At 71.6% G+C, this 25,590-nt stretch carries 24 protein-coding genes and 1 tRNA gene; 16 read left to right on the top strand and 9 right to left on the bottom strand.

Annotated elements, in window-relative coordinates; all coding sequences use genetic code 11:
- Positions 1-36: 36 nt before the first annotated feature.
- On the bottom strand, positions 37-2,208 hold the full coding sequence (locus DEI96_RS08005; protein WP_146246892.1) for a hypothetical protein: 2,172 nt from the start codon (positions 2,206-2,208) through the stop codon (positions 37-39).
- Between the two features lie 248 nt (positions 2,209-2,456).
- On the opposite strand from DEI96_RS08005, the gene DEI96_RS08000 reads away from it, so the two are divergent.
- Genes DEI96_RS08000 through DEI96_RS07980 form a run of 5 tightly spaced genes read left to right on the top strand, consistent with a single transcriptional unit; the run spans position 2,457 to position 6,090 of the window.
- On the top strand, positions 2,457-3,101 hold the full coding sequence (locus DEI96_RS08000; RefSeq protein WP_111022997.1) for a SatD family protein: 645 nt from the start codon (positions 2,457-2,459) through the stop codon (positions 3,099-3,101).
- Positions 3,101-3,949, top strand: coding sequence for a hypothetical protein (locus DEI96_RS07995; RefSeq protein WP_111022998.1), 849 nt, complete (start codon positions 3,101-3,103; stop codon positions 3,947-3,949). The genes DEI96_RS08000 and DEI96_RS07995 overlap by 1 nt, the downstream gene beginning before the upstream one ends.
- 43 nt (positions 3,950-3,992) lie before the next feature.
- Positions 3,993-4,526: a hypothetical protein gene (locus tag DEI96_RS07990; protein WP_111022999.1), complete on the top strand. Its 534-nt coding sequence runs from the start codon at positions 3,993-3,995 to the stop codon at positions 4,524-4,526.
- Positions 4,527-4,561: 35 nt separating this feature from the next.
- Positions 4,562-5,542, top strand: coding sequence for an aldo/keto reductase (locus DEI96_RS07985; RefSeq protein WP_111023000.1), 981 nt, complete (start codon positions 4,562-4,564; stop codon positions 5,540-5,542).
- Positions 5,539-6,090 carry a hypothetical protein gene (locus DEI96_RS07980; RefSeq protein ID WP_111023001.1) on the top strand — a complete coding sequence of 184 codons (552 nt, stop codon included), beginning with the start codon at positions 5,539-5,541 and terminating at the stop codon, positions 6,088-6,090. The genes DEI96_RS07985 and DEI96_RS07980 overlap by 4 nt, the downstream gene beginning before the upstream one ends.
- Positions 6,091-6,108: 18 nt before the next feature.
- Here the strand turns inward: DEI96_RS07980 and DEI96_RS07975 are convergent, their stop codons facing one another.
- Together DEI96_RS07975 and DEI96_RS07970 are read right to left on the bottom strand one after the other, a co-directional pair.
- Complete coding sequence (locus DEI96_RS07975; RefSeq protein ID WP_258372775.1) at positions 6,109-7,683, bottom strand: phenylacetate--CoA ligase family protein; 1,575 nt, start codon at positions 7,681-7,683, stop codon at positions 6,109-6,111.
- Positions 7,680-8,717, bottom strand: coding sequence for a nitroreductase family protein (locus DEI96_RS07970; protein WP_111023002.1), 1,038 nt, complete (start codon positions 8,715-8,717; stop codon positions 7,680-7,682). The genes DEI96_RS07975 and DEI96_RS07970 overlap by 4 nt, the downstream gene beginning before the upstream one ends.
- Before the next feature lie 106 nt (positions 8,718-8,823).
- Here DEI96_RS07970 and DEI96_RS07965 point away from each other — a divergent pair, with 106 nt between their 5' ends.
- The 5 genes from DEI96_RS07965 to DEI96_RS07945 all read left to right on the top strand — a co-directional run bounded on the left by DEI96_RS07965 (position 8,824) and on the right by DEI96_RS07945 (position 13,305).
- A complete protein-coding gene (locus tag DEI96_RS07965; RefSeq protein WP_163343737.1) occupies positions 8,824-9,198 on the top strand; it encodes a holo-ACP synthase in 375 nt (124 codons plus the stop codon).
- Positions 9,199-9,279: 81 nt separating this feature from the next.
- Positions 9,280-9,567 (top strand): acyl carrier protein, encoded by a 288-nt coding sequence (locus DEI96_RS07960; RefSeq protein WP_051596691.1) that lies wholly within the window; start codon positions 9,280-9,282, stop codon positions 9,565-9,567.
- The gene (locus DEI96_RS07955) at positions 9,564-10,739 is read left to right on the top strand and encodes an acyl-CoA dehydrogenase family protein (protein ID WP_071405339.1); all 1,176 of its coding nucleotides are present in this window, start codon (positions 9,564-9,566) and stop codon (positions 10,737-10,739) included. Before DEI96_RS07960 ends, DEI96_RS07955 begins: the two co-directional genes overlap by 4 nt.
- Positions 10,736-11,722 carry an amino acid--[acyl-carrier-protein] ligase gene (locus tag DEI96_RS07950; protein WP_220039115.1) on the top strand — a complete coding sequence of 329 codons (987 nt, stop codon included), beginning with the start codon at positions 10,736-10,738 and terminating at the stop codon, positions 11,720-11,722. The genes DEI96_RS07955 and DEI96_RS07950 overlap by 4 nt, the downstream gene beginning before the upstream one ends.
- Positions 11,719-13,305: an alpha/beta fold hydrolase gene (locus DEI96_RS07945; RefSeq protein WP_111023003.1), complete on the top strand. Its 1,587-nt coding sequence runs from the start codon at positions 11,719-11,721 to the stop codon at positions 13,303-13,305. Before DEI96_RS07950 ends, DEI96_RS07945 begins: the two co-directional genes overlap by 4 nt.
- Before the next feature lie 15 nt (positions 13,306-13,320).
- Here the strand turns inward: DEI96_RS07945 and DEI96_RS07940 are convergent, their stop codons facing one another.
- Both DEI96_RS07940 and DEI96_RS07935 read right to left on the bottom strand, forming a co-directional pair.
- The gene (locus DEI96_RS07940) at positions 13,321-14,247 is read right to left on the bottom strand and encodes an alpha/beta fold hydrolase (RefSeq protein WP_181440509.1); all 927 of its coding nucleotides are present in this window, start codon (positions 14,245-14,247) and stop codon (positions 13,321-13,323) included.
- Positions 14,248-14,303: 56 nt separating this feature from the next.
- Positions 14,304-14,792 carry a peroxiredoxin gene (locus DEI96_RS07935; RefSeq protein WP_071248033.1) on the bottom strand — a complete coding sequence of 163 codons (489 nt, stop codon included), beginning with the start codon at positions 14,790-14,792 and terminating at the stop codon, positions 14,304-14,306.
- A gap of 241 nt (positions 14,793-15,033) precedes the next feature.
- Between DEI96_RS07935 and aceE the strand changes: the two genes are divergently transcribed.
- The 6 genes from aceE to DEI96_RS07905 all read left to right on the top strand — a co-directional run bounded on the left by aceE (position 15,034) and on the right by DEI96_RS07905 (position 22,800).
- A complete protein-coding gene (gene aceE, locus DEI96_RS07930; RefSeq protein WP_111023004.1) occupies positions 15,034-17,778 on the top strand; it encodes a pyruvate dehydrogenase (acetyl-transferring), homodimeric type in 2,745 nt (914 codons plus the stop codon).
- A gap of 7 nt (positions 17,779-17,785) precedes the next feature.
- Positions 17,786-19,012 (top strand): PucR family transcriptional regulator, encoded by a 1,227-nt coding sequence (locus DEI96_RS07925; protein WP_027465341.1) that lies wholly within the window; start codon positions 17,786-17,788, stop codon positions 19,010-19,012.
- Positions 19,013-19,107: 95 nt separating this feature from the next.
- Positions 19,108-20,049 carry an ACP S-malonyltransferase gene (locus tag DEI96_RS07920; protein ID WP_111023005.1) on the top strand — a complete coding sequence of 314 codons (942 nt, stop codon included), beginning with the start codon at positions 19,108-19,110 and terminating at the stop codon, positions 20,047-20,049.
- On the top strand, positions 20,046-21,098 hold the full coding sequence (locus DEI96_RS07915) for a beta-ketoacyl-ACP synthase III (protein ID WP_071405345.1): 1,053 nt from the start codon (positions 20,046-20,048) through the stop codon (positions 21,096-21,098). Before DEI96_RS07920 ends, DEI96_RS07915 begins: the two co-directional genes overlap by 4 nt.
- Before the next feature lie 121 nt (positions 21,099-21,219).
- Positions 21,220-21,468, top strand: coding sequence for an acyl carrier protein (locus DEI96_RS07910; protein WP_017886710.1), 249 nt, complete (start codon positions 21,220-21,222; stop codon positions 21,466-21,468).
- An 87-nt stretch (positions 21,469-21,555) separates the two neighbouring features.
- Positions 21,556-22,800, top strand: a complete 1,245-nt coding sequence (locus DEI96_RS07905) for a beta-ketoacyl-[acyl-carrier-protein] synthase family protein (RefSeq protein WP_027465338.1) — start codon at positions 21,556-21,558, stop codon at positions 22,798-22,800.
- Positions 22,801-22,881: 81 nt separating this feature from the next.
- On the opposite strand, the gene DEI96_RS07900 is transcribed toward DEI96_RS07905, so the two are convergent.
- From DEI96_RS07900 to DEI96_RS07885, 4 genes are all read right to left on the bottom strand, one after another.
- Complete coding sequence (locus DEI96_RS07900; protein ID WP_027465337.1) at positions 22,882-23,382, bottom strand: DUF3145 domain-containing protein; 501 nt, start codon at positions 23,380-23,382, stop codon at positions 22,882-22,884.
- A 158-nt stretch (positions 23,383-23,540) separates the two neighbouring features.
- A complete protein-coding gene (locus DEI96_RS07895; RefSeq protein ID WP_111023006.1) occupies positions 23,541-24,386 on the bottom strand; it encodes a DUF1684 domain-containing protein in 846 nt (281 codons plus the stop codon).
- The gene (locus tag DEI96_RS07890; RefSeq protein WP_111023007.1) at positions 24,383-25,507 is read right to left on the bottom strand and encodes an AI-2E family transporter; all 1,125 of its coding nucleotides are present in this window, start codon (positions 25,505-25,507) and stop codon (positions 24,383-24,385) included. The genes DEI96_RS07895 and DEI96_RS07890 overlap by 4 nt, the downstream gene beginning before the upstream one ends.
- Before the next feature lie 7 nt (positions 25,508-25,514).
- A tRNA-Ile gene (locus DEI96_RS07885) sits at positions 25,515-25,589 on the bottom strand.
- Position 25,590 lies beyond the last annotated feature (1 nt).

The following is a 25,590-nucleotide window of genomic DNA, read 5'->3' as shown; positions in this document are numbered from 1 at the left end:
GTCAGCGCTCGATCGTCGTCGAACCGAGCAGGCACGTCACGACACCCCGCACCGGGGTCGGTCGCAGCGGATCACGAGTCCCTTCGCGTCCTCGTCCCGGTCCTCCGGAACGCCCCCGGACAGCACGATCGGGGTGTCGTCGGCGCTGAGGCCGATCGCCAGCGTGCTGGTGCTCGAACGTTCGTCCTGCACCCGCGGGAACCGGGCGATCGTCGTCTGCTCGGAAGTGGTGCACCGCGCATCACGGCACGAGAGCAGTCCCAGAGTGCCGCGTTCCTCGTCACGGACCGCGACGAGTGGCCGCCCCGATCGGTCGACGACGAACGCCGGAAGCAGGTTCGTCGGCCCGTTCGGCGTGATGTCCGTGTGTGACGACGACGAGCACGACGCATCCGCGCAGAACGTCAGTCGTTGGGTCGAGACACCGTTCGACCGCGCGAGCACGACCGGGTTCCCGTCGCCGCCGATCGCCCCCCGTGCGTCGTACGCCTCGTCCCACGCCCGGACCGGCTCCCCCGGCGGGATCGCGTGCGACAGGTCGCGGACGACGGGCTGGCCGCCGTCCGGGCTGAATGACACGAGCCGAAGGGCGGTGAAGGTCGGCGAACGAGCGTCGGTCTCCGACACCAGCGAGACCACCGCGGTGCCGTCCGGCGCGACGGCGACGTCCACACCCTGGTGGTCCAGCGGCGGGATCCACGGCAGCGCCACCTGCCGAACCGTGTGTTCGACGCAGGACACGTCCTCGCAGAACACGGCGACCAGGTGCGAGCGTCCTTCCGGTTCACCGCCGCGGGCGATCCCGGCCACCACCGGCCGATCGCCGGAACTCGCGACTGCGACGTCGGTCATCCAGTAGCTGACGCGGTCCCGGTCGGCATCCACGATGTCGACGGCAGCGACCGTGGTGCGTCGCCCTTCCGGGCGATCGACGGCCGGCGGCTCGTCGTCGGTGTCGCGCTTCTCCGCCCGTCTTCCCGCCGGCCAGGCGGGACCGTCCGACTTCGGCGTCGCATCGAGTTGGCCCGGCCGTGAGTGCACGACCTCGAGCTCGTACTGCTTCGCTTCCTCACCGTCGAACCGCACCCTCCACTGGGCGGCGAGCAGCCCACCGTCACCCGCGCTGCCGACCGCGGATCCGAGTGTCCGGCTGGGCATCCCCGTGGCCTCGTCGCACGATGCGTGCCGACACATCCGCAGGCCGCTCTGCGGTGTGTACGGCGCGTTCACGACAGCGGTCTTCCCCGAGACATCGGCGACGTCTCCACCGGAGATGGAGCGCGCATCGACCGACGCGGCGTCGTACTGCACGACCCCGAGCGGGTTGCTCGACACGATCACAGCGAACATCACCGCCGGCGCGAGCAACACGCCCGCTCCGACGGGACCGGGCCACGTCCGTCGTCCCCCGGCCACCGGGTCCCCCGTCAGCGGTGACCGGAGCCAACCACCCTCGCTCCGCGTGGCGGCGCCGCGCACCGCGATCGCGACGATGACCAGCACCAGAGCGGTCGCGGCGACGCAGCACCAGGCAACGACGACGCTGCTCCGCACCGCGGACGGCGGCAACAGGCGCAGCACCAGCAGGACGCCGACCCCGAGCACCGTCACCAGCGCCGCTCCCCCGACGAGCGCACGGCGCGGCGTCGCCGTCGCCTCGTGCCCACCACGGACGACGACCCGACCAGATCCCCAGGCACGACGGAAGGCCGATCGACGGGGCACACCGGCCACGAGCAACGCCCACCCGAGCAGCAGCGGCGCCACGATGACGACACCGACCGCCAGCACCACGACGATCACGACGGTGCCCCAGACACTTGCCCGCCACGACACGGCGGTGGCTGTCCCCGCCGCCACCGCCACCAACGCGACGAGAGCGGCCTCGACGACGAGCCGCCAGTGGTGGACCGACCACCGCCACGCGTCGCGCGGCCCCGCGGTCGCATCATCCGTGGCCGCGAGCATGACCACGGTGGTTGCGGTCACCCCGAAACCGAGCCCGAGCGCCGCGATGACCGTGCCCACGGCGAGCAGGGCCACGGGCACCCCGGCCCCGTCGAGCGCCGCGAACGCACCGTTCACCAGGGCGACGCGACCGCCCGGCACGCCGAGCAGGAGCACCACCCCGGCCAGCAGCAGCCCGGCCGTGAACGGCACGACGAGGGCGAGCACCCCGCGGCCCCCGCTCCACGCGATCGACGGCACGGGTGGTGGACCGTACTGCCGCCGCACCGCGGCCTCGGTCGAACCCGCCCTGGCGACACCCGTCACCGGTCGTGCACCATCCATCTGCTCGTCCCCCTCCGACAGCGTCCGCCCATGCTGTCAGGTTCGACGCCAGACGTCCAGAAGGTGACATTTCAGCCGCGGACCCATGCGCCGGCGAGAGTGGCCGCCCCAAATGGTTTAGCCCCAGACTTACTTTCGACGATATGAAGCTCTACGCTTAACCCATGCAGTCCGAACCCGTGATCGCCGTGATCGTCGACCTGATCGACTCCCGCACGCTCGAGGACCGCCCCGCAGCCCAGCAGGACGTCGAGCACGCGTTCGACAGTACCCCGGACATCACCGCACTCGACCCCCTCCGCGCCACCGTCGGCGACGAGTTCCAGGTCATCTACGCCACGCTCACCGACGCGCTACTGGCCACGACGGCGGCGACCCTCGCACTCCCCCCGAGCGTGCAGATCCGCCTCGGGATCGGCCGCGGGCAGGTCCGGACGATCGGCACCGGCGGCACCGGACCGCTGCAGGACGGCCCGGGCTGGTGGTCGGCGCGGGACGCCATCAACGAGACCCACCGGCGCGAGGACGGCCGGACCGCCTTCCTGCGGTCCTGGTACCACGACGCCGACGACCGCCACGGAACGACGGAGCGACTCGTGAACGCCTACTTCCTCAGCCGCGACCACGTCGTCTCGCGACTCGCACCCCGCGCCCGCCGGATCGCACTCGGTCTGGTGCAGGGCCGGACGCAGGCACAGATCGCCGCGGACGAGGGGATCACCCCGTCGGCGGTGTCCCAGTCCGTGCAGAAGTCGGGCGTCGCCGCCCTGGTCGAGGGCCTGCGTGTCCTCGGGGACGGGGGCCGCTGATGCTCGCCGGAGTCCTCCTGACCCTCGTCGGGCTCGCCGACGTCGTCCGCGCACGGACCGGGACGGACGCCGCACCACGGCGCGTGCTGACCACCACGGTGATCGTCCTGCTCTGGGCCGCAGTGACGACTGTGGCGGTGCTCGGCCTCGGCCTCGCCGTCTGGTCGGTGCTGGTCGCGGTCGTCCTCGCGGCCCTGTGGGTCGCGACGACGATCCCGGTGCGCTCCGGTGGCGCGCCCGGCGGTCGCGATCGGGCACTCCCCTGGCTCCGACGCTCCGGGTCCTGGCCGGCCGTCCTGCTCGCGGTCGCCGTCGCCGTGCTGCTGCTCTGGGCACCGGCTGCCGACGCGTCCGGCTTCGTGGTCGACTGGCACCGTGACGCCGGCCCGGCCTTCGTCGGAGCGGTGCCGCTCGCGGCGCTCGTCGCCGGCATCGGGTCCGCACTGTTCCTGGTCGACTCGGCCAACGTGGTCGTCGCCCAGGCACTGCCAGCAGAACTCTCCCCGGACGCCCAGCGCACAGCGGCGGCGGCAGCAGCCGGCCGACCGAAGCGCTTCGGCCGACGACGCACCGGCAGGGCGTCGGACGCAGACGCAGACCGCACGGTCACCCTCAAGGGCGGACGCATGATCGGCCCGATCGAGCGCCTGCTGCTCGCCGGGTTCTCGTTGGCCGGCGCCTTCCCCGTCGTGGCCGCGCTGATCGCCGCGAAGGGGATCGTCCGGTTCCCCGAGATCCGCCGCGAGACGACCGGGTACCAGGCCGAGTACTTCCTGATCGGCAGCCTGGTGAGCTGGGCGATGGCCTTCGCCGCCGCCGGCATGTGCTGGTTGCTGGCACTGGGCTGACGAACGCCCCCGGCCCCCGATCACCGCAGGTACGCTCTCCCCCGTGAACGGTGTCGGAGTCGGTGTCCTCGACGAAGCCGGGCGGCTCCGCCTGCTCGGCGCCGGTGTGACGGGCGCGGCCTTCGCCGTCGTCCTGGTCATGTTGGTCCTGTCCTCGTGGACCGAGGCGACCACCACCGTCCTGGTCTCGGCCGGCATCCCGACCGCCGTGGCTGGTGCCGCGATCGCCGTCGTCCTGCAGCGCCGCGCCTGGCGCGCCGAGGGCGGCTACGAACGGTCGATCGTCGTCCGCGAGTGGATCGCCGACGGCCAGGTGCCCGACGGCGTGCCGGCCGACCAGTGGATCCCACTCGTCCAGGCCCAGGCCGACCGCGAGGGCGCCGGCTGGGGCAAGGTCGTCCTGGGCGTGCTGTGGATCGCGATGACGTGGTCGATGCGCGACCAGCACGGCACGCTCATCACGACGATGCTCATCCTGCTCTGGAGCGCGATGGCCCTGTGGGCAGCCGTCTGGGTCATCCCCCGCGCGCGGGCAGCGCGAGCGCTCCTGCGCCGCGGCGTCTCGACGATCGGCTGAACCCCGCCCACGCACGTCTGACTACGCTCGGATCCATGCAGAGTCGCACCCTCGGCCGCACCGGCCGCTCCGTCTCCCCCATCGGCCTCGGCACCTGGCAGTTCGGCGGTGACTGGGGTCCCGTCTCCGAAGCCGACGCGAACGCCGTCATGGACGCTTCCGTCGAGTCGGGCGTCACCCTGTTCGACACCGCCGACGTCTACGGCGACGGCCGGAGCGAGCAGCTCATCGGCGCGTGGCGTGCCGCGAACCCCGACGTGCCGCTGACGATCACCACGAAGATGGGCCGTCGCGCCGACCAGGTCCCCGAGAACTACGTCGCCGCGAACTTCCGCGAGTGGGTGGACCGCTCGCGGAAGAACCTCGGGCAGGACACCCTCGACCTCGTGCAGCTGCACTGCCCGCCGACCCCGGTCTACGAGGACGACGCCGTCTACGACGCCCTCGACGCGCTGGTCGCCGACGGCTCCATCGCCGCCTACGGCGTCAGCGTCGAGACCGCCGACCAGGCCCTCACCGCGATCGCCCGGCCCGGCGTCGCGAGCGTCCAGATCATCCTCAACGCGTTCCGTCTCAAGCCGCTCGACCGCGTGCTGCCGGCCGCACTGGAGGCAGGGGTCGGCATCCTGGCGCGCGTCCCGTTGGCCTCGGGTCTGCTCTCCGGCAAGTACACCACCGACACGTCGTTCGCCGAGGGCGACCACCGCAACTACAACCGCCACGGCGAGGCCTTCGACCAGGGCGAGACCTTCAGCGGCGTCGACTACGACGACGGCGTGCGTGCCGCGCACACCTTCGCGGCGTCCCTGCCGGACGCCGTCTCGGTCCCGCAGGCGGCACTCGCGTGGATCATCGCGCAGGACGGCGTCACCGCGGCGATCCCCGGCGCGCGCAACCCGGAGCAGGCACGGTCGAACGCCGCCGCCGGCGACCTGCCGCCGATCGAGGGCCTCGACGCCACCGTGCACGACCTGTACGACACGTGGTTCCGCGCGAGCGTCCACGACCGCTGGTGAACCTGCGGAGCGTCGCGGTCGCGGTGGCCGCACTCCTGCTGCTGTCCGGGTGCGCCGCACCTGGAGCGGACACCACCCGCGACGCTCCACCCTGGCCACGGCCGACCGACCTGACGGCCCGCGCCGAGTCCGCCGGGCTCCGGAACGTCTGGGGCGAACGGCTGGCCGAGCACGTGCACACGCACCTGGCGATCCTGGACGGCGACGAGCCGGTGACCGTCCCGGCGAACATCGGGCACTCCGACGAGCGGAAGTTCGCCGCGGAGATCCACACGCACGACACGTCGGGCATCGTGCACGTCGAGTCCCCGACGAAGCAGACGTTCACGCTCGGGCAGTTCTTCGACGAGTGGGGCGTCTCGCTCGGTCCGGAGCACGTCGGTGGTCTGCGCGGCGAACTGACGGTGTGGGTCGACGGACACCGGAGGATCGGCAACCCGCGCTCCATCGAGCTGACGGACCTGCGCCAGGTCGTCCTCGTCGTCACGACCGTCGGCGAGGTCCCGCACCTGCCGGCCCCCTTCGACTGGCCCCCGCAGTACGACTAGCGCCGGAACCGGCTCGGCTCAGGCCTCCTTCGCCGCGACCCACGACAGGTCGAGGTCCCACTGCTCGACCGACCCGGCCGGCAGCTGCCACACGTACTCGTTCTTGAGCTTCTTGCCGTCCTCGCGGAACGGCCCCGTCCGGTACGGGTAGAACGCGACCGTCGGCAGCGTGCCGGGCGGCGCCGTGCGGATCGCGTTCGAGAAGTCCTTGTTCAGCCGCCGCAGCTCGGCGATCACGTCGCCCCGAGCGGTGTCCGCGTCGAACCCGCCGGCACCCGAGGCGAGTTGGAACGCGATGTGCAGCTGCCGGTCACCGTGGTCGTCCTCGTAGCTGATCAGCCGGTGGTTCTCGACGGCCTCGAGCAGCTCCGGGTCGCCGTACACGACGTCCCGCACCACGTCCGGTGCGACGACGGCCCCGTTGTAGTCGACGGACAGGTCGGACCGGCCGTAGTGGAACAGCAGCGGCAGGTCGAGCTCGGCCTCGGCGGCGAGCGCCGCGTGTCCGGTCGCACGCAGTACGGAGCGGAGTTCCTTCATCCGCACGACGTGTCCGCGGTCGTGGATGTTGTAGCGGATGCGGGGGCTGATGTTCTCGGAGCGGGCGATGGTCACGACGAGTTCGCCGAGGTCGTTCGTCTCGATCAGGTAGCCGAACGGGTTGAACTGGAACACCATCGGGAGCACCCCGTACTCGCTCTGCTTGGTCAGGGCGGCGGAGAGTTCCGGTGAGGCGGCGATCGCCCGGCGCAGCTGCACGCTGAACGGGGTCTCGATGCCGAGGTTGATCTCGAGGTCGCTCGCCCCGTAGGAGCCGAGCACGGCCTGCGCGTACTGCTCGATGTGGGCGCGCATGTTCTCGCTGATGCCCTCGCCCCCGAACGCGGCGACGATCGTGTACTGGCTCCAGTCGAGCCGGTCGTCCTCGAACAAGGCCTTCAGGAACGGTGGGTAGCTGCAGATGATGTAGGTGAAGTCGGTACCGAACTCGCGCATCGTCTGCACGATCTTGTCGCGGTCCGGGCCGATCGACTTGATCATGGACGACTCGGTGAGCGAGGCGGTCACGTTCATCCCGGTGGCCCAGGCCCCGAGCGAGAAGGCGTTGAGCACGAAGGGCTGCTTGGACAGGTCCTTGGCGGTGCGGGAGAACCCGAGCTGCAGCAGCTGTCGGGTGGCCTGGCGTTCGTCAGGGCCACGCACCCAGCTGGTCGGGGTGCCGCTCGATCCGCTGGACTCGTCGACGACGACGCCACGTCGGGGCAGGCGTCCGTCGATACAGCGCTCGGGGATGCTCCAGCGCTTGACGTAGGAGTCCTTGTCCATCTCGGGGAGGCCCGAGATCGCCGCGGCGATCCCGCCACGGGTGTCGAGCCTGGAGGCCCGTCCGGACTCCGCCAGGAACGCTCGGTACGCGGGGACCCGCTTCGCAGCCCGTTCCGCGGTCCGCCAGGCGCGCCAGCGTCCGAGGGTCCAGCGGAGCGGCTCGATGCCGGGCGTGAGCAGGAGCTTGTGGGTGCCGACACGGGGCATGAACAGTGCGACGAAGGTCTCGACCACCCACACCACCGAGAACACCGCTGCGCGCTTCACCGGGTCCCCCCGACGGTCATCGCTGCTGCGGGTCGGCGGTGTGCCAGGGGTGGTGGGTCGCTGTGTCCGAAGCGGAACAGCATCCAGGCCATCCGCCCGTCGGACTCGTCGACGCCCGCGCGTTCCACGAACGCGGCGTGTGACCGCGGGTTGGTGATGACGGTGCCGAAGGGGTGCATGGCGATGCCGCGTGCGGAGAACTCGAGCCAGATGCGCATGAAGACCCGTCCGGCCTCGACGTACTCGGCCGGGGTGCTGAACGGTCCCTCGAGCCAGGCGAGCTGTCGGACGCCCCGCATGGTGGACAGGTACACCTTGCGGAAGACCCCGCCGATGCCCGGGGCCTGCCAGAGTCCGCGGTGCTCCATGGCGAACCGGAGCACCGGGCCGGGCATGAGCATCGTCTCCGCGGACAGCCCGTCACCGGTGGCCGCTGCCTGTCGCTTCGAGAACCGCAGCCAGTGCAGGATCTCGTCGTGCACGGCGTCGTGCTGCAGGTCGTCGAACAGGGTCTCCTGGTTGACGCGCACGATCTCGTCGACGGTGGCCCGGTCGTCCGTGGTGCGGAAGCGCTGCCCGGCCGCCGACGCGATGGCGGACGCGGCCTCGATCGCGGTGGCGTCGACGAGCGTTGCGTCGTAGGGCCTGCGTGAGGTGCGCCGTGCGAGGAAACCGGCCAGGGCCTCCCGGTCGTCCGCGGTGACCACGTGCGGACGCAACGTCACCGTGCCCAGCAGGTGCAAGCGGTCGTCCGCACCAGCGCTGAGTCGACCGAAGTCCATCTCGGCGTGGTCGAGCCGTTCCTGCACGGTGAACCCGTGCGCCCGCGCCACCACGTCGAGCCCGGCCAGGAACACCCCGGCGCAGACGTGCCCGAACGGGATGCCGAACGACTCCGCCGGCAACCCCCGTCGCAGGTCGTAGAACACGGTCGCGGTGCGGTCGTCCTCGACGCGCACGACGATCGGTTGCGAGTTGTGCGGCGACGGGTAATGCCGCGCGTCCTCGATGATGCCCGTCCACGGTGATGCCATCGTTCCCCCTCGGTGGTCCCTGGCGACGATCATACGAACCCCCGGTGTCCCCCATGCCGGTCAGGGCATGCACTGTGGACAACCGGTGCGTAGCCTGCTCCTCGTGATGACCATCCGCACCGGCACCGACCTCGCAGCGGTCGAGGACGTCGTCGACGCCGTGACGGCGCACGGCGAGCGGTACCTGGACCGGGTGTTCACCCTGCGGGAGCGCACCGACACCGGCGACGACCCGGAGCGCCTCGCTGCCCGGTTCGCGGGCAAGGAGGCCGTCGTGAAGCTGCTCCGGCCGGCTCCGGACCAGGCGATCCCGCTGCGTGACGTCGCCGTCGTGCTCGACCCCGGTGGCGCCCCCACGGTCGAGCTGTCCGGAGCGGCCGCGGCCCTGGCGGAGTCGATCGGGTGCGGCCCGATCGCGGTCTCGTTGGCACACGAACGGGGGCTCGCGGTGGCGACGGCGGTGGCCCTCTCGGAGCGCTGACCCGGCGCTCCCGACAGGGGTGCGGTTTTCCGCACCCGCACGGCGGTTTCCCGAGGGCCGTTCCTCTTTACGGTTGCAGTCATGGAACAGGACCCGAACCCCTCCAGCACCACCGCGACGATCGCCGACCCGGCCACCGACCGGGCCGTCCGTCGCGCCCTCGCCGAGCACGGCCGGCTGACGGTCGACGCGTGGGACGTCGCGTCGATCGCCGACCTCTACGCCCTCGGCCTGACCTCGCACGCCACCGTGAACGTGATGCTCGCGGTGGAGTCGGACCTCGACGTCGAGTTCCCCGACTCGGTGCTGAACCGGTCCACCTTCGCGAGCGTCGAGTCGATCACCGCCGCGGCGGAGCTCGCCTCGTGACCCTGGTCCTGCCGGCACCGTCGGTCGTCGACCGCTTCGCCGAGCGTGCGAGCGCGGTGGCCGAGGTCGCCGCACAGTTCGCCGACGAGGTCGACCGCGACGCACGGCCCCCGCGCGAGGCCATCGCCGCGATGCGGGAGTACGGCCTGCTCGCGGCAGCGGTGCCGACCGAGCACGGTGGCGAGGGAGCCTCCGTGGCCGAGCTCTCCGCGATCGCGACCGAACTCGGCCGGGCCTGCGCCGCGACCGGCATGGTGTTCGCGATGCACCAGGGCCAGGTCATGGCGCTCTGGCGGCACGGCGGCGACGGTGCCGGCGTGCTCGAGACGATCGAGGCCGTCCGGGGCGGGGCACTCGTCGCGTCCGCCACCACCGAGCGCGGCGTCGGCGGCGACGCCCGGCGGTCCACCTGTTCCATCGAGCCGACCGACGACGGACGGATCCGCCTGCGCAAGGACGCGCCGGTGATCTCGTACGCCACCGAGGCCGACGCGGTGTTCGTCACCGCCCGCCGCGACCCGGACGCCCCGGCGTCGGACCAGCGACTGCTCATCTGCCGCACCGACACGATGGTCCTGTCGCAGACGTCCACCTGGGACACCATGGGGCTCCGCGGCACGTGCAGCAACGGGTGGATCCTCGACACCGAGACGACGACCGACCGGGTGTTCCGCGACGACTACGCCGCGATCTCCGCCCAGACGGTCCTGCCGGTGTCGCACGTGCTCTGGGCCTCGGTCTGGCTCGGCATCGCGGTCTCGTCCGCCGAACGTGCCCGCAGCGCCGTCCGCAAGCAGGCCCGCGCCGCCGTCGGGACCACCCCGCCCGGTGCCCTGCGGCTGGCCGAGCTCCTGGTCGACCTGCAAGCCCTGGCCGACTCGGTGCGACACGCCGCCGAACGGTTCGACGCCGCAGCCGACGACCCGGACGTGCTGGCCTCGAGCGCGTACGCCCTCGCCGCCAACGCCCTGAAGATCGGTGCGTCCGAACGCGTCACCGACATCGTCACGAAGGCGCTGCGCATCGTCGGGATCGCCGGCTATGCCGCCTCGGGTCCGATGAGCATCGCCCGACACCTCCGAGACGCCCACGGTGCCGCCGTCATGGTGAGCAACGACCGTCTCCTCAAGAACGACGCCGACCTGGCCATCATGACGGGAGTGATCCTGTGACGATCACGGACACCACCACGCACAGCACCGACACCACCACCGCGGACAGCGCCGCCGCGGACACCGCCGCCGCGCTCGACGCCGCCCGCGCCGCCCTCCGCGCCCGGCTGCTCACCGACGGCGTGCTCCTCGACCTCGGCACGCCCGGCCTCTACGGCCGCACCGGGGTCTTCGAGCGCGTCTACGCCGCCGTCGACGCGGCAGCGGTGCGCAGCCAGCAGCACCTCGGCGCCGAGGTCCTGCGCTTCCCGCCGGTCGAGCCGCTCGCGTCCTTCGAGCGCACCGACTACATCGCGTCGTTCCCGGACCTCGCCGCGTCGATCTCCGGGTTCACCGGTGACGACCGCACCCACCGCGCACTGCTCGCCGCCCGCGAGCGCGGTGAGCGCTGGGAGGGGTTCCTCGAGCCGGCCGACCTCATGCTCACCCCCGCGGTCTGCCACCCGGTCTACGGCCTGATCGGCGACACCGTGCCGCAGCAGGGCCGGTTCTTCGACGTCCTCGGCGACTCCTTCCGCCGTGAGCCCTCGCTCGACCCGATGCGCCTGCAGGCCTTCCACATGCACGAGTTCGTGCACGTCGGCACCCCCGCGTCCGCAGCGGCCCACCGGGACGGCAGCATCCCGGTGATGCGCGCGCTGCTCGAGTCGTTCGGGCTCGAGATCGACGTCGTCCCGGCCAACGATCCCTTCTTCGGCCGCGTCGGGCAGATGCTCGCCCGCAACCAGGTCGAGCAGGCGCTCAAGTTCGAGTTCGTGACGAAGGTCTACGGCCCCGACCACGACGCCACCGCGATCAGCTCCGCGAACCTGCACGAGGACCACTTCGGCACCTCGTTCGGCCTCCGCACCGAGGACGGACAGGTCGCGCACAGCGCCTGCATCGCGTTCGGCCTGGAACGCATCACCATCGCCCTGTTCGCCGCCCACGGCACGGACCTCGACGCCTGGCCGGCGTCCGCCCGCGCCGCCCTCGCCCTGTGACCACGCTGCACGGCTGGTCCGGATCGCCGGCGATCCGCGCCGCGGTCCAGCTCCCCGCCGCCGCGCGCGCCGGCGTCGTCATCTGCCCGCCGCTCGGGCAGGAGGGCGTCATCGCGTACCGCACGCTCCGTCTGCTGGCCGACCGCCTGGAGGCCCGTGGCATCGCCTCGGTGCGCTACGACCCGTCCGGACGTGGTGACGGCGCACCCGACACCACGCCCGACGCGCAGGTCCGGTCCGCGCGCCACGCCGCCGCCGTGCTCCGCACGACCGGTGTGCAGCGCGTCGCGTTCGTCGGGCTGGCCTCGGCCGCCCTCGTCGCGGCGAACGCCGCCGCGGACACCGACGGCCTCGTCGTCTGGGACGCACCGGCATCGGGCAAGGGGTGGCTCCGCAGGCAGCGCGCCCTCGCGACCATCACGATCGGTGCCGACCGCGTGGTCGACGGCGTCGAGAGCCTGATCGGGTTCGACGTCGAGCCCGACGAGGCCGCCGCACTCGCGGACCTCGCCTTCACCCCGCGCACCGGGCCCACCGTCGCGCTCGTCCGCCCGGGTGCCCGGCCGCCGAAGCCCCTCGGTGGCGTCGACGTGACCGAGGTCACCGGCAGCGCCGAGCTCCTCGACGGCACGAGCATCCACGCCCGCATCCCCGGAGCCGCCGTCGACACCGTCGTGGCCTGGCTCGACACCTGGGCACCCGAGACTGCCGTGCCCGTCCGCACCCCCGTCCTCGACGAGGTCCTCGACGTCGACGGCCGCGTGTCGGAGCGGATCGTCCACCTCGGCGAACAGGGCCTGTTCGGGATCGAGACCGTCTCGTCCGCCCAGCACCACGACGCCCCCGTCGTCGTGCTCCACAGCGGCGGCGCCGAGCACCGCGTGGGTGCCACCGACTACCAGGTCGAACTCGCCCGCGCCCTCGCCCGCGACGGCGCCCGGGTCGTCCGGGTCGACCGTCGTGCCACCGGCGAGAGCACCGGCGTGCACGAGGACGAGCGGAGCTTCCTGTTCGCGCAGGAGTGGGTCGAGGACCAGTCCGCCGTCGTCACCGCACTCGCCACCCCCTCGGACCGGCTCGTGCTCGTCGGCATGTGCGCCGGCGCCTGGGTCGCGGGCCGCGCCGTCGAGGAGGCCCCGCGCCTGGTCGTCGAGATCAGCCCGAACGACTACCGTCGCGTCCCGGCCGAGCCCGGCTCGTACGCCGACGGGGTCCGGGCGATCGACGCCCCGTCGCCCGCCCGGATGTGGGTGCGCGAGCGGTACAACCGGTTCGTGCCGAAGGCCGTCCGCGACCGGATCGCCCGTCGCGACCGGATGGGCGGGGTCGTCGGCCACGTCCGCCCGCTCGTCGAGCACGGCACCGACGTCGTCGTGATCGTCGCTCCCGAGGACGCCGCCCTGTTCGATCGGCTCGGTGGGCAGAAGGCCGTCCGGCGCTGGCCCGGTGACGACCGTCGCGGCTCGGTGTCCGTCGTCCGCGTCGAGGACGGGGACCACGCGCTGTTCTCCCCGACGATGCGCGAGGCGGTCGTCGCCGAGGTGCGCTCCCGCGTCGCGACGACGTTCCCCGTCCACACCTGACGCGGCTGGACCGGCTCAGCGCAGGCCGAGCTCCCGCGCGACGGCGTCGGGACGCTCGACGTGGGCGAAGTGCCCGCAGTCGTCGAGCAGCACCGTCCGGACCTGCGGCACGAGCGCCCGCAGCGCCTCGAGGTCCGTGACCCGGGCGAACACGTCGTCGCGCCCGGCGATCGCCGTCACCGGGCAGGTGATCGCGCGCCACCGGTCGACGTCGTACGCCGCCGCCGACCGTGCTGCCTCGGTGAACTGCTCCGGCCGGAGCTCCTCGACGAAGGCCTCGAGCACGCTCGGGTCCAGTCGTCGCACGTGCGTGAACACCGGCGCGGCGACGAGCGGCAACAGACCGATCCGGGCGATCCCCCGGAGCAGCGGACGAGCGACGCCACCGGTCACCGTGAGGCCCGCACGCAGCAGGGTGAACGCCGGCAGGGTGCCGAGCGCCCGCACCGGGTGCCGAGCCGCGCCGGCGGTCGCGACCGTGGTGCCGGACACCAGGGCGAGCGACCGCACCCGCTCGGGCGCCACCACCGCCAGGTGCAACCCGACGAACGCGCCCATGGAGTGCCCGACCACGTCGACCGCGCCGAGGCCCAGCGCACCGAGGACCGCCGACACGGCACCCGTGACGGCGTCGAGCCCGAGCGGACCGTCGGGAGCCGGCGAGGACCCCCAGCCGGGCAGGTCGACGAGCACCAGCCCGCGGTCGCGGACGCCCTGTGCGGCATGCAGCAGCGGCGTCCACGTCGACCAGGACCCGGCGACGCCGTGCAGCAGCAGGAGCGGGTCCGGGCCGGCGCGGTGGTGCACCACGACGGGCCCGGTCGGGGCCTCCACGACCGTGCGGGTCAGCCCCCAGGCGCCGGGCGTGACACGCACCGGGTACGGGGCGTAGGCGTCGGCGGTGACCCCGTGACCACGCGGGTCGGTGTCGATGGCGTGCACCGGGCCTCCTGTCCGACCGTCGACGCGGACGCGTCCGTCAGGAGGGATTCGGAACGCTAGCCGACGGGGACGGGTGCCGAGCAGGCGGCGAGCCGGTCGAGGGCCGCCTTGTACTCGGCGACGTCGCGCTGCAGGCCGGGCTCGGTGATGATCGAGGCCTTGATCCGACCCTGCACGTCGATGACGAAGGTCGCGCGGGTGGCGAAGCCCTTGTTCTCGAGGAACACGCCGTACTCCTTCGAGACCGCGCCGTGCGGCCAGAAGTCGGCGAGCAGCTCGAAGTCGTAGCCGTTCGTCTCGGCGAACGAGCGGAGCGTCGCCTTCGAGTCGACCGAGATGCCGAGCAGCTCGATGCGCTGGTCCTGGAACATCGTGATGTTGTCCTGCAGGGTGCAGAGCTCGTTCGTGCACCCGGACGAGAACGCCAGCGGGAAGAAGACGAGTGCGACCGGGCGGTTGCCGCGGAAGTCGCTGAGTCGGACGTGCTCACCGAACTGGTTCGGGAGCTCGAAGTCCGGCGCGAGTGAGCCGATCTCCAGTGCCATCGCTACGTGTGCTTCTTCCTCGGGCGTGGGGTGTGCCCGTCGGGTCCGTGCGCCGCGGATCGCGTGTGCACGATCGGCCATGCTACGCCGACGACACGCGAATGCAAGCACCCGTCCACCTGCACGTCACCATCAGCATCAGCGTCGGTCCTGGGGCCTAGAGTGGACGGGGCCCCAGCCGGTCGCGACCCGACCACCGGAGCCACCATGTCCACCACCACGAGAACGAACGAGGTCAAGGGTGACGGTGAACGACCAGGACCCGTACAGCGCCGGGGCGAACGACCAGGATCCGCAGGAGACCGCCGAATGGCGTGAGTCCCTCGACGGGCTGGTCCAGACCCACGGACACCAGCGCGGTCGCGAGATCATGCTGAGCCTGCTCAAGCGGTCCAAGGAACTGCACCTCGGTGTGCCGATGGTCCCGACGACGGACTACGTGAACACCATCGCGCCGGAGAACGAGCCGGAGTTCCCCGGCGACGAAGAGCTGGAGCGCCGGTACCGCCGCTGGATCCGCTGGAACGCGGCCATCACGGTGCACCGCGCACAGCGTCCCGGCATCGGGGTCGGCGGCCACATCTCGACGTACGCGTCGAGCGCCGCGATGTACGAGGTCGGCTACAACCACTTCTTCCGCGCGCAGGACCACCCCTCCGGTGGCGACCAGGTCTTCTTCCAGGGCCACGCCTCCCCCGGCATGTACGCCCGCGCGTACATGGAAGGTCGCCTCTCCGAGGACCAGCTCGACGGGTTCCGGCAGGAGAAGTCGCACGCCGGCGGCGGCCTGTCGTCGTACCCGCACCCGCGCCTCATGCCGCACTTCTGGCAGTTCCCGACCGTGTCGATGGGCATCGGCCCGATCAACGCGATCTACCAGGCGCAGCAGGCCAAGTACCTGTCGAACCGCGGCATCAAGGACGCCATGGACCAGCAGGTGTGGGCGTTCCTGGGCGACGGCGAGATGGACGAGGTCGAGTCCCGCGGGCAGCTCCAGGTCGCCGCGAACGACGGCCTCGACAACCTGAACTTCGTCATCAACTGCAACCTGCAGCGACTCGACGGCCCGGTCCGTGGCAACGGCAAGATCATCCAGGAGCTCGAGGCGTTCTTCCGCGGTGCGGGCTGGAACGTCATCAAGGTCGTCTGGGGCCGCGAGTGGGACGACCTGCTCGCCCGCGACACCGAGGGCGCGCTCCTCAACCTGATGAACCAGACGCCGGACGGCGACTACCAGACGTACAAGGCCGAGAACGGTGCCTACGTGCGCGAGAACTTCTTCGGGCGCGACCCGAAGGCGCTCGAGCTCGTCAAGGACTACACCGACGACCAGATCTGGAACCTCAAGCGCGGTGGCCACGACTACCGCAAGGTCTACGCCGCGTTCAAGGCCGCGACCGAGCACAAGGGCCAGCCGACCGTCATCCTGGCGAAGACGGTCAAGGGCTACGGCCTCGGCCCGAGCTTCGAGGGCCGCAACGCGACCCACCAGATGAAGAAGCTCACGCTCGACAACCTCAAGCAGTTCCGCGACGAGATGCGCATCCCGATCTCCGACGCGCAGCTGGAGGAGAACCCCTACACGCCGCCGTACTACCACCCGGGCAACGACGACGAGGCAATCCAGTACATGCACGAGCGTCGTCGCGCGCTCGGTGGCTACGTTCCGGAACGTCGCACGAAGTACACGCAGTTCACGCTGCCGGACGACTCGAAGTACCAGGTCGTCAAGAAGGGCTCCGGCAAGCAGGAGGTCGCCACCACCATGGCGTTCGCGCGCCTGCTGAAGGACCTGCTGCGCTCGCCCGACTTCGGCGACCGCGTGGTCCCGATCATCCCGGACGAAGCACGCACCTTCGGCATGGACGCCTACTTCCCGTCGGCGAAGATCTACAACCCGAACGGCCAGCACTACACGTCGGTCGACCGCGAGCTCCTGTTGGCCTACAAGGAGAGCCCGCAGGGCCAGATCATCCACGTCGGCATCAACGAGGCCGGGGCCCTCGCGGCCTTCACCGCGGTCGGTACCTCGTACTCGACGCAGGGCGAGCCGCTCATCCCGGTCTACGTCTTCTACTCGATGTTCGGGTTCCAGCGCACCGGCGACGCCATCTGGGCCGCCGGCGACCAGATGACCCGTGGATTCATGATCGGCGCGACCGCCGGCCGCACCACGCTGACGGGCGAGGGCCTGCAGCACGCGGACGGTCACTCGCCGCTCCTCGCCACGACGAACCCGGCCGTCGTCTCGTACGACCCGGCGTACGGCTACGAGATCGGCCACATCGTCAAGGCCGGCCTCGACCGCATGTACGGCACGAACGAGGACGGCTCGCCGAAGCACGCCGACCCGAACGTCATGTACTACCTGACGGTCTACAACGAGCCGCTGGTGCAGCCGGCCGAACCCGAGGGCGTCGACGTCGAGGGCATCCTCAAGGGGATGTACCGGCTCAAGGCGAGCGAGCACGACGGTCCGAAGGCCCAGCTGCTCGCGTCCGGTGTCGCCGTGCCGTGGATCCTCGAGGCGCAGCAGCTCCTCGCCGAGGACTGGGGCGTGTCGGCCGACGTCTGGAGCGTCACGAGCTGGGGTGAGCTGTACCGCGACGGTGTGGCCGCCGAGCAGCAGGCGTTCCTCAACCCGAACGAGCCGGCCCGCACGCCGTTCGTCACCGAGCGTCTGCTCGGCACCGAGGGTCCGGTCGTCGCCGTGAGCGACTTCATGCACCTGGTGCAGGAGCAGATCCGCCCGTTCGTGCCGACCGACTACGCCACGCTCGGCGCCGACGGCTTCGGCTTCTCGGACACCCGTCCGGCCGCTCGCCGCTTCTTCCACATCGACGGCCCCTCGGTCGTCGTGCGGACGCTGCAGCAGCTCGCCCGCCAGGGCAAGGTCGACGGCGCGCTCGTCCAGCAGGCGATCGACAAGTACCGCCTGCACGACGTGACCGCCGGCACCACCGGCAGCGCGGGCGGCGAGAGCTGATCAACCCGTGACGACGGTCCGCCCGGACCACGAGAGCCAGGAGAGCGCGCGCGAGCGCGCGCTCTCCTGGCTCCGTCAGGTGTCCGGAGAACTCTCCACAGCCACGATCAAGCGGCTCGAGGACACGCTCCCCTGGTACAGCGAGATGCCGCCGGGGCGCCGCTCCGCCGTGGGCCTCGTCGCCCAGGCCGGCATCACCTCGTTCATCAGCTGGCTCGAGGGCACCGCGTCGACGCCGTGGATCGCCGCGGCCGACGTCTTCGGGTCCGCCCCGCGGGAGCTCCTGCGCTCGGTGAGCCTGCAGCAGACCCTGCAGCTCATCCGCGTCGTGGTGACCGTGGTCGAGGAACGCGCCGCCGACGACGAGATGCTGCAGGAGGCGATCCTCAAGTACTCCCGCGACATCGCGTTCGCCGCCGCCGACGTCTACGCCCGCGCGGCCGAGGCCCGCGGTCTGTGGGACGCCCGGCTCGAAGCGCTCGTGGTCGACTCGATCCTCTCCGGCGAGTACGACGACGAACTGCCCTCCCGTATCGCCGCCCTCGGCTGGCACGGCCACGGCGAGGTCGCGGTGCTCGTCGGCACCGCGCCGAAGCAGCTCGAGGTCGACCAGGTCCGGCGGACCGCACGGCACATGGACGCCGACGTGCTCGTCGGGGTCCAGGGATCGCGGCTCGTCGTGGTGATCGGCCGCGCCACCCCGCGCGACGACGTCCCCGAGGGCGAGGAGCCCGTCTCCTTCACGACCATCGCGCAGGCCCTCGAACCGCTGTTCGGCGAGGGCCACCTGGTGCTCGGCAACGAGGTCCCCGGGGTCGTCGACGCCTCGACCAGCGCGAAGGCCGCCCTCGCCGGGTTCGCCGTCGCGCGTGCCTGGCGTGGCGTGCCCCGCCCGGCCCTCGCTGACGACCTGCTGCCCGAACGTGCACTGGCCGGCGACCCGCTCGCCCGGTCGGCCCTGGTGCAGCGCATCTACGTCCCACTCAAGGACCAGTCCACCGAGCTCCTGCAGACGCTCTGGTGCTACCTGGACACCGGGCGTTCGCTCGAGGCCACGGCGCGCGAGCTCTTCGTGCACCCGAACACCGTGCGCTACCGCCTGCGCCGGGTCGCCGACATCATCGGGTGGGACGCCACGCACGCCCGCGACGCCCTGATCGTGCAGTCGGCGCTCATCCTCGGCGCGATGTCCGAGTCCGCGACCGGCCGCCGCCGCATCACGCCCCGACGCTAGAGCGCTCCGGACGGTAGAGAACCGACAATGTCCCGCGGGGATTCGTGTGGGAAGTCCACACGGGCCCCGCGGGACGAGAACGCGAGGATTGTCCGGTGATCGTCGTCGTCGCGCCCGGACAGGGCTCCCAGACCCCCGGCTTCCTCGCCCCCTGGCTCGAGGACGCCACCGTTCGTGAACGAGTCGGGCAGTGGTCGGAGTCGATCGGCGTCGACCTCGCCGAGCACGGCACGAACTCCGACGCGGACACCATCAAGGACACCGCGCTCGCACAGCCCCTCATCGTGGCCGCCAGCCTGGTGACCGCCGACGCACTGCTCGCCGAGGGCCGTCGTGCCCTGGTGGGCGGGGTCGCCGGACACTCGGTGGGCGAGTTCACCGCCGCCGCGGTCGCCGGGATCCTCGAGCCGACCGACGCCGTCGCCCTGGTCGCCGAGCGCGGCCGGGCCATGGCGGACGCCGCAGCGCTCGAGCCGACCTCGATGGCCGCCGTCCTCGGTGGCGACGCCGATGCGGTGGCCGCAGCCCTCGCCGAGCACGGCCTGGTGCCCGCGAACCACAACGGTGGCGGCCAGACCGTCGTCGCCGGTGCCGCAGACGCCATCGCGGCCCTCGCCGCCGAGCCGCCCGCCAAGGCCCGGGTGATCCCGCTCGCCGTGGCCGGTGCGTTCCACACCCGGTACATGGCCCCCGCCGTCGAACGGGTCGCCCCGGTCGCGGCTGCCGCCACCGTGCAGGACCCGACCCTGCCGATCTGGACCAACGCCGACGGCTCCCGGGTCGACGACGGGCGCCGCTTCGTCGACCTGATGGTCCAGCAGATCGCGAACCCCGTGCACTGGGACGCGGTCATGGAGTCCTTCTCCACCGCCGGCGTGACCGGCATCATCGAGCTCGCACCCGCCGGTGCCCTCGTCGGCCTGGCGAAGCGCGGCCTCCGCGGCACGCCGACCGTCGCCATCAAGACCCCCGACGACCTGCCTGCAGCGATCGACCTGCTGCAGCGCGCGGGCCAGGAAGCAGACGCAACCGCATGACCGACCCGACCACCCCGACGGACGCCCCCACGGGCCTCCCGACCGGATCCGCGCGCCCGCTGCTCCAGCAGCGCCGCGGCCACGAGTTCACCCGGATCCTGGCGTTCGGCGCCGCCCGCGGCGAGAACGTCGTGCCGAACGACGACCTCGTCGGCCCGATCGACTCGTCCGACGAGTGGATCCGTCAGCGCACCGGCATCATCACCCGCAAGCGCGCGGGCAAGGACGTCGAGGCCGTCGACCTCGCCGAGGCAGCCGCACGCGAGGCCATCGAGAAGGCCGGCATCGAGCCGTCCCAGATCGGCGTCGTGCTCGTGAGCACCGTCACGCACACCGTGGCGACCCCGTCGATGGCGTCGCTGCTCGCCGAGCGCATCGGCGCCACCCCGGCCGCCGCGTACGACATCAGTGCCGCCTGTGCCGGGTACGCCTACGGGATCGCCCAGGCCGACTCGTTCATCAAGTCCGGACTCGCCGACCACGTGCTGGTCGTCGGGGCCGAGAAGCTCAGCGACGTCGTCGACCCGACCGACCGCTCGATCTCGTTCCTGCTCGGGGACGGTGCCGGCGCCGCCGTGATCGGCCCGAGCGACTTCCCGGGCATCGCCCCCACCATCTGGGGCTCCGACGGCTCGAAGTGGGACGCCATCGGCATGACCGCGACCTACAACGAGTGGGAGGCCGGCGCACCGCGTCCGACCATGCGCCAGGCCGGGCAGACGGTGTTCCGCTGGGCCGTCTGGGAGATGGTCAAGGTCGCCCGCCAGGCGCTCGAGACCGCCGGCGTCCGCCCCGAGGACCTCGCCGCGTTCGTGCCGCACCAGGCGAACATCCGCATCATCGACGAGTTCGCCAAGCAGCTCGGCCTGCCCGAGACGGTGACGATCGCCCGCGACATCACCACCACCGGCAACACCTCCGCCGCGAGCATCCCGCTCGCCACGCACCGCCTGCTCGAGGAGCACCCGGACCTGTCGGGCGGCCTCGCCCTGCAGATCGGCTTCGGCGCCGGACTCGTGTTCGGCGCCCAGGTGGTCGTCCTCCCCTGATCCCCGCCCGGTCGCGCAGCCGCGCGCCGGTCCCCATCCCGACGAGCCTCCGCGCACCCGGACCCCGCGTGCCCTAGGCTGGTCAACGGTCAAACGACACCCCCCTTCAAGGAGAACACTCATGGCCCTGTCCAACGAAGAAGTCCTCGCCGGCCTGGCCGAGCTGATCAACGACGAGACCGGTATCGCCACCGACACCGTCGCCGCCGACAAGTCCTTCACGGACGACCTCGACATCGACTCCATCTCGATGATGACCATCGTGGTCAACGCCGAGGAGAAGTTCGACGTGAAGATCCCGGACGAAGAGGTCAAGAACCTCAAGACCGTGGGCAACGCGGTCGACTACATCGTCAAGGCCCAGGCCTGACACGAGCTTCCTGAGCGCCGCGGCCCGCGGACCCCTGCGGGCCACGGCGCTCATCTTGTTCACCCCAACGAAAGAACACGTCGTCCCATGACCAAGAAGACCGTCGTCGTCACCGGGATCGGTGCGATCTCACCCCTCGCCGCGACCGCCCCGGACACCTGGGACGCGCTGCTCGCCGGCAAGTCCGGCATCACCCGCATCGAGGACCCCCGCTACGCCGAGCTCGAACTCCCCGTGGAGTTCGCCGGCCAGGCGCGCCGGTTCCTCACCGACCAGCTCACCCGCCCCGAGTCGAAGCGCCTCGACCCCTCGTCGCAGCTGTCGCTCGTCGCGGCGCGCGAGGCCTGGGCCGACGCCGGCATCGACGACGAGTCGGTCGTGCCCGAGCGCCTCATCGTCGACTGGGCGACCGGCATCGGCGGCGTGAACACGCTGCTCGACGCCTGGGACACCCTGCGCGAGAAGGGTCCGCGTCGCGTCCTGCCGATGACGGTCCCGATGCTCATGGCGAACGGCCCCGCCGCCGCCATCGAGATGGAGTTCGGCGCCCGTGGTGGCGCCCGCACCTACCTGTCCGCCTGCGCGTCCTCGACCGAGTCGCTGGCCGAGGCGTACCGGCACATCGCCGACGGCGACGCCGACATCGTCATCACCGGTGGCGCCGAGGCCGCGCTGCACCCGCTCCCGCTGGCCGCGTTCGCCGCGATGCAGGCCCTGTCGCGCCGGAACGACTCCCCCGAGACCGCGTCGCGTCCCTACGACGTCACGCGTGACGGCTTCGTGCTCGGTGACGGCGCAGCGGCGCTCATCCTCGAGTCGAAGGAGCACGCCGAGGCCCGCGGCGCGACGATCTACGCCGAGGTCGCCGGCTCCGGCATCACCTCCGACGCCTTCCACATCACCGCGCCGGACCCCGAGGGCAGCGCCGCCGCCCGTGCGGTCCTGCAGGCCCTCGAGCACGCCGACGCGAGCATCGAGGACGTCGTGCACGTCAACGCGCACGCCACCTCGACCCCCGTCGGTGACGTCGCCGAGTACCACGCGATGCGTCGGGTCTTCGGCGACCACCTGGACGACGTCGTGGTGTCCGCGACCAAGGCCTCGACGGGCCACCTGCTCGGCGGTGCCGGTGCGATCGAGGCGGTCTTCACCGTCCTCGCGCTGCACAACCGCGTCGCCCCGCCGACGATCAACCTGCACGACCAGGACCCGGAGATCGTCATGGACGTCGCCCGCGAGCCGCGAGCGCTGCCCGAGGGCGACTTGCTCGCGGTCAGCAACTCGTTCGGCTTCGGCGGCCACAATGCCGTGGTCGCGTTCCGCAGCGTCTGATCCGCCCCACCCTGCCAGGAGGCCCGTCCCGCGTCGTCGGGGCGGGCTTCCGTCGTTCCGGTGGCCGGTCCGGCGGTCGGCTCAGCCGACGCGGTGCAGCCAGACGACCGGGTTGCCCTCGGCCGCGTGGCGGAAGGGCTCGAGCTCGTCGTCCCAGGCCTGCCCGAGGGCGAGCCGGAGCTCACGGTGCAGTTCGAGGGCGTTGCTGCCCGCGACCTCCATCGCGTAGCGCACCCGATCCTCGGGGATGACCATGTTGCCCGTGACGTCGGTCTGCGCGTAGAACACACCGAGGTCTGGCGTGTGCATCCAGCGGCCGCCGTCCGAGGCGCTCGTCGGCTCCTCGGTGACCTCGTACCGCAGGTGCTCCCACCCGCGCAGGGCCGACGCGATCGCGGCACCGGCGCCCACCGCACCGGTCCACGTGTACTCGGTCCGGCGCGCACCGTCCTGTGCGGGCTGGTCGAGCCACGAGAAGTTCACGGCGCGGTTCATCGCGCGACCTGCTGCCCATTCGACGTGCGGGCAGAGCGCGCGGGGTGAGGAGTGCACGTAGAGCACTCCTGTCGTCGTTCCGTTCACGGTTCCTCCGATACGTCAGGTGCGACTTCCCCATCGACCTGGTGCGGAGGATCCTGACCCGAGGGGCCACGGAACCATCGGTATGCGATTGTGATGTCCCGACGGGACACGCCCATTATGCAGCGCTGCGGCTGGGAACGGCAAGGAACCGACCCCGATCAGTGCAGGACGGCACCGTCCGCGTCGACCGGGTGTCGCTCCCCCGCGGTGATCGGCACCGGGACGCGGTTGTCCTCCGGTGGGATCGGGCACGCGTACTGGTACGAGAACGCGCACGGCGGCAGGACCAGCAGGTTCCAGTCGAGCTCGACCGTCGCCTGCATGCCGGGGTCGTCGAGGTACAGGAACCGACCCATGGAGTAGGTGCTGCCCGGGTCGTCCTCGGGCAGGGCGCTCGTGGCGTCCTGCACGATGAGCTGCAGCCGCGGGGCTCCGCGGTGGGCAGCCGACCGGACGGCGACGAACCGCACCGTGGCACCATCCACGACGGTCTCGACGTGTCCGGCGACCGGCAGGGCGTCGCCGGCGGCGTCGCGGACGCTGCCACGGGCCTCCAGGGCGTCTCCCGCCAGCGGGACGTACGTGCCGGACGTCACCCAGTCGCCGGACCACGCGAAGCGGGCGATCTGCGCGAAGCGGGCGATCGCCTCGGACGACGGGTCCCAGACGCGCAGGCTGTGGCCGCTGACGGTGCCGGCGAAGCCGTCCGGCAGCGCGACGGTCGACGGCACGACGGCGGTGTCCCCGGCCACCAGGACCGTGCCGTCGACCGGGACGCCGTCGACGACGACACCGTCGGCGGCCTCGGCCGTCACGGTGAGTCCGCCGACGGCCGGGGCCCACGTCCCGGGGACCGGCCAGACCGGCTGCGGCTGGTCGACGTGCTGGGCGTTCACGAGGGCGAGCGGCCCTCGGGCACTGCGCGCCCAGCGGTCACGGTCGTGGACGTGCTCGGCGAACGCGCTGACGACCGCGTCGTCGGGTGCGCCGGTGCCGCTCGTCACGCCTGCTCCTGGCGGGGGTAGATGACCTTCTGCACGATGATGATGACCGACGCCGCGACGGGCAGCGCCACGAGCGCGCCGAGCACGCCGCCGATCGTGCCGCCCGCGACCGCCGCGATGACCACGAGGGCGCCGGGCACCTGGACGGCCCGCGACATGATGCGCGGGGAGATCAGGTAGGCCTCAACCTGCATGTAGACCAGGTAGTAGATGCCCGAGAACAGGGCGGTGGCCGGCGAAGCGAAGAAGCAGAGCAGCGAGATCACGATCGCGGCGGCCAGCGTGCCGACGAGCGGGATGAGCGAACCGAGGAACGCGAACGACGCGAGCAGCACGGGCAGCGGCGCACCGATGATGAGCAGGAAGACGAAGCTCAGGATGCCGTTGATGAGCGCCTGCGACACCTGCCCGACGACGTACCGGCCGACCGCCTGCGTGATCTGCTCGCTCACGTCGACGAAGTTCTGGCGACGCGACGCCGGGACGAACCGGTAGGCCGCGCGCTTCATGCCCCGCATCGACGCGAGGAAGTAGAGCATCAGGATGATGACGATGAGCGCCCCGGTGACCCCGGACAGGATCCCGCTGCCGACCGCCAGGATCCCGCCACCGACGCTGAGCAGGTTGCCCGGCTTCTCGACGAAGGACTGCAGCGACTGCAGCGCGTGGTCGATGTCGAACGACCCGGCGAACTGCTTCGACAGGTCCTGCACCCACGGCTGCTGCGAGATGTCCTGCACGATCTCGGGGAAGTTCTGGACCAGGTTCGAGGTCTGCTCCACCAGGATCGGGACGACGGCGAAGACGATGCCCGCGAAGGCCCCGAGGACGACCACGACGACGATCGTGATGGCGGACCAGCGCGGGATGATCCGCTCCAGGAACGACACGAGGGGGTCGATACCGAGCGCCAGGAACAGCGCGACCCCGATGTAGACCAGGACCGTGCTCAGCTCGTTGATGATCGACCCGGCGAGCAGCGCGACGAGCACCCCGATGGCGCCCATGAACCCGATCCGGAAGGCGTTCACGCGCACGCCGGTCCCGCCACGGGTCACCTCGAAGGTGACGTTCGGTGTCGGTGCGTGGTCGTCCTGCGACGTGTCGCGCTTCCTTGGCATGTGCACGTAGGGCGGGCGGGACTCGAACCCGCGGATCGTTCGGTTATGAGCCGACTGCCTTGACCAGCTTGGCTACCGCCCCT

It is taken from the genome of Curtobacterium sp. MCLR17_031 (assembly GCF_003234775.2).
GTDB lineage: Bacteria > Actinomycetota > Actinomycetes > Actinomycetales > Microbacteriaceae > Curtobacterium > Curtobacterium flaccumfaciens.
Note: the sequence above shows the minus strand (reverse complement) of the source record. Positions and strands in the feature narration are given on the sequence as shown.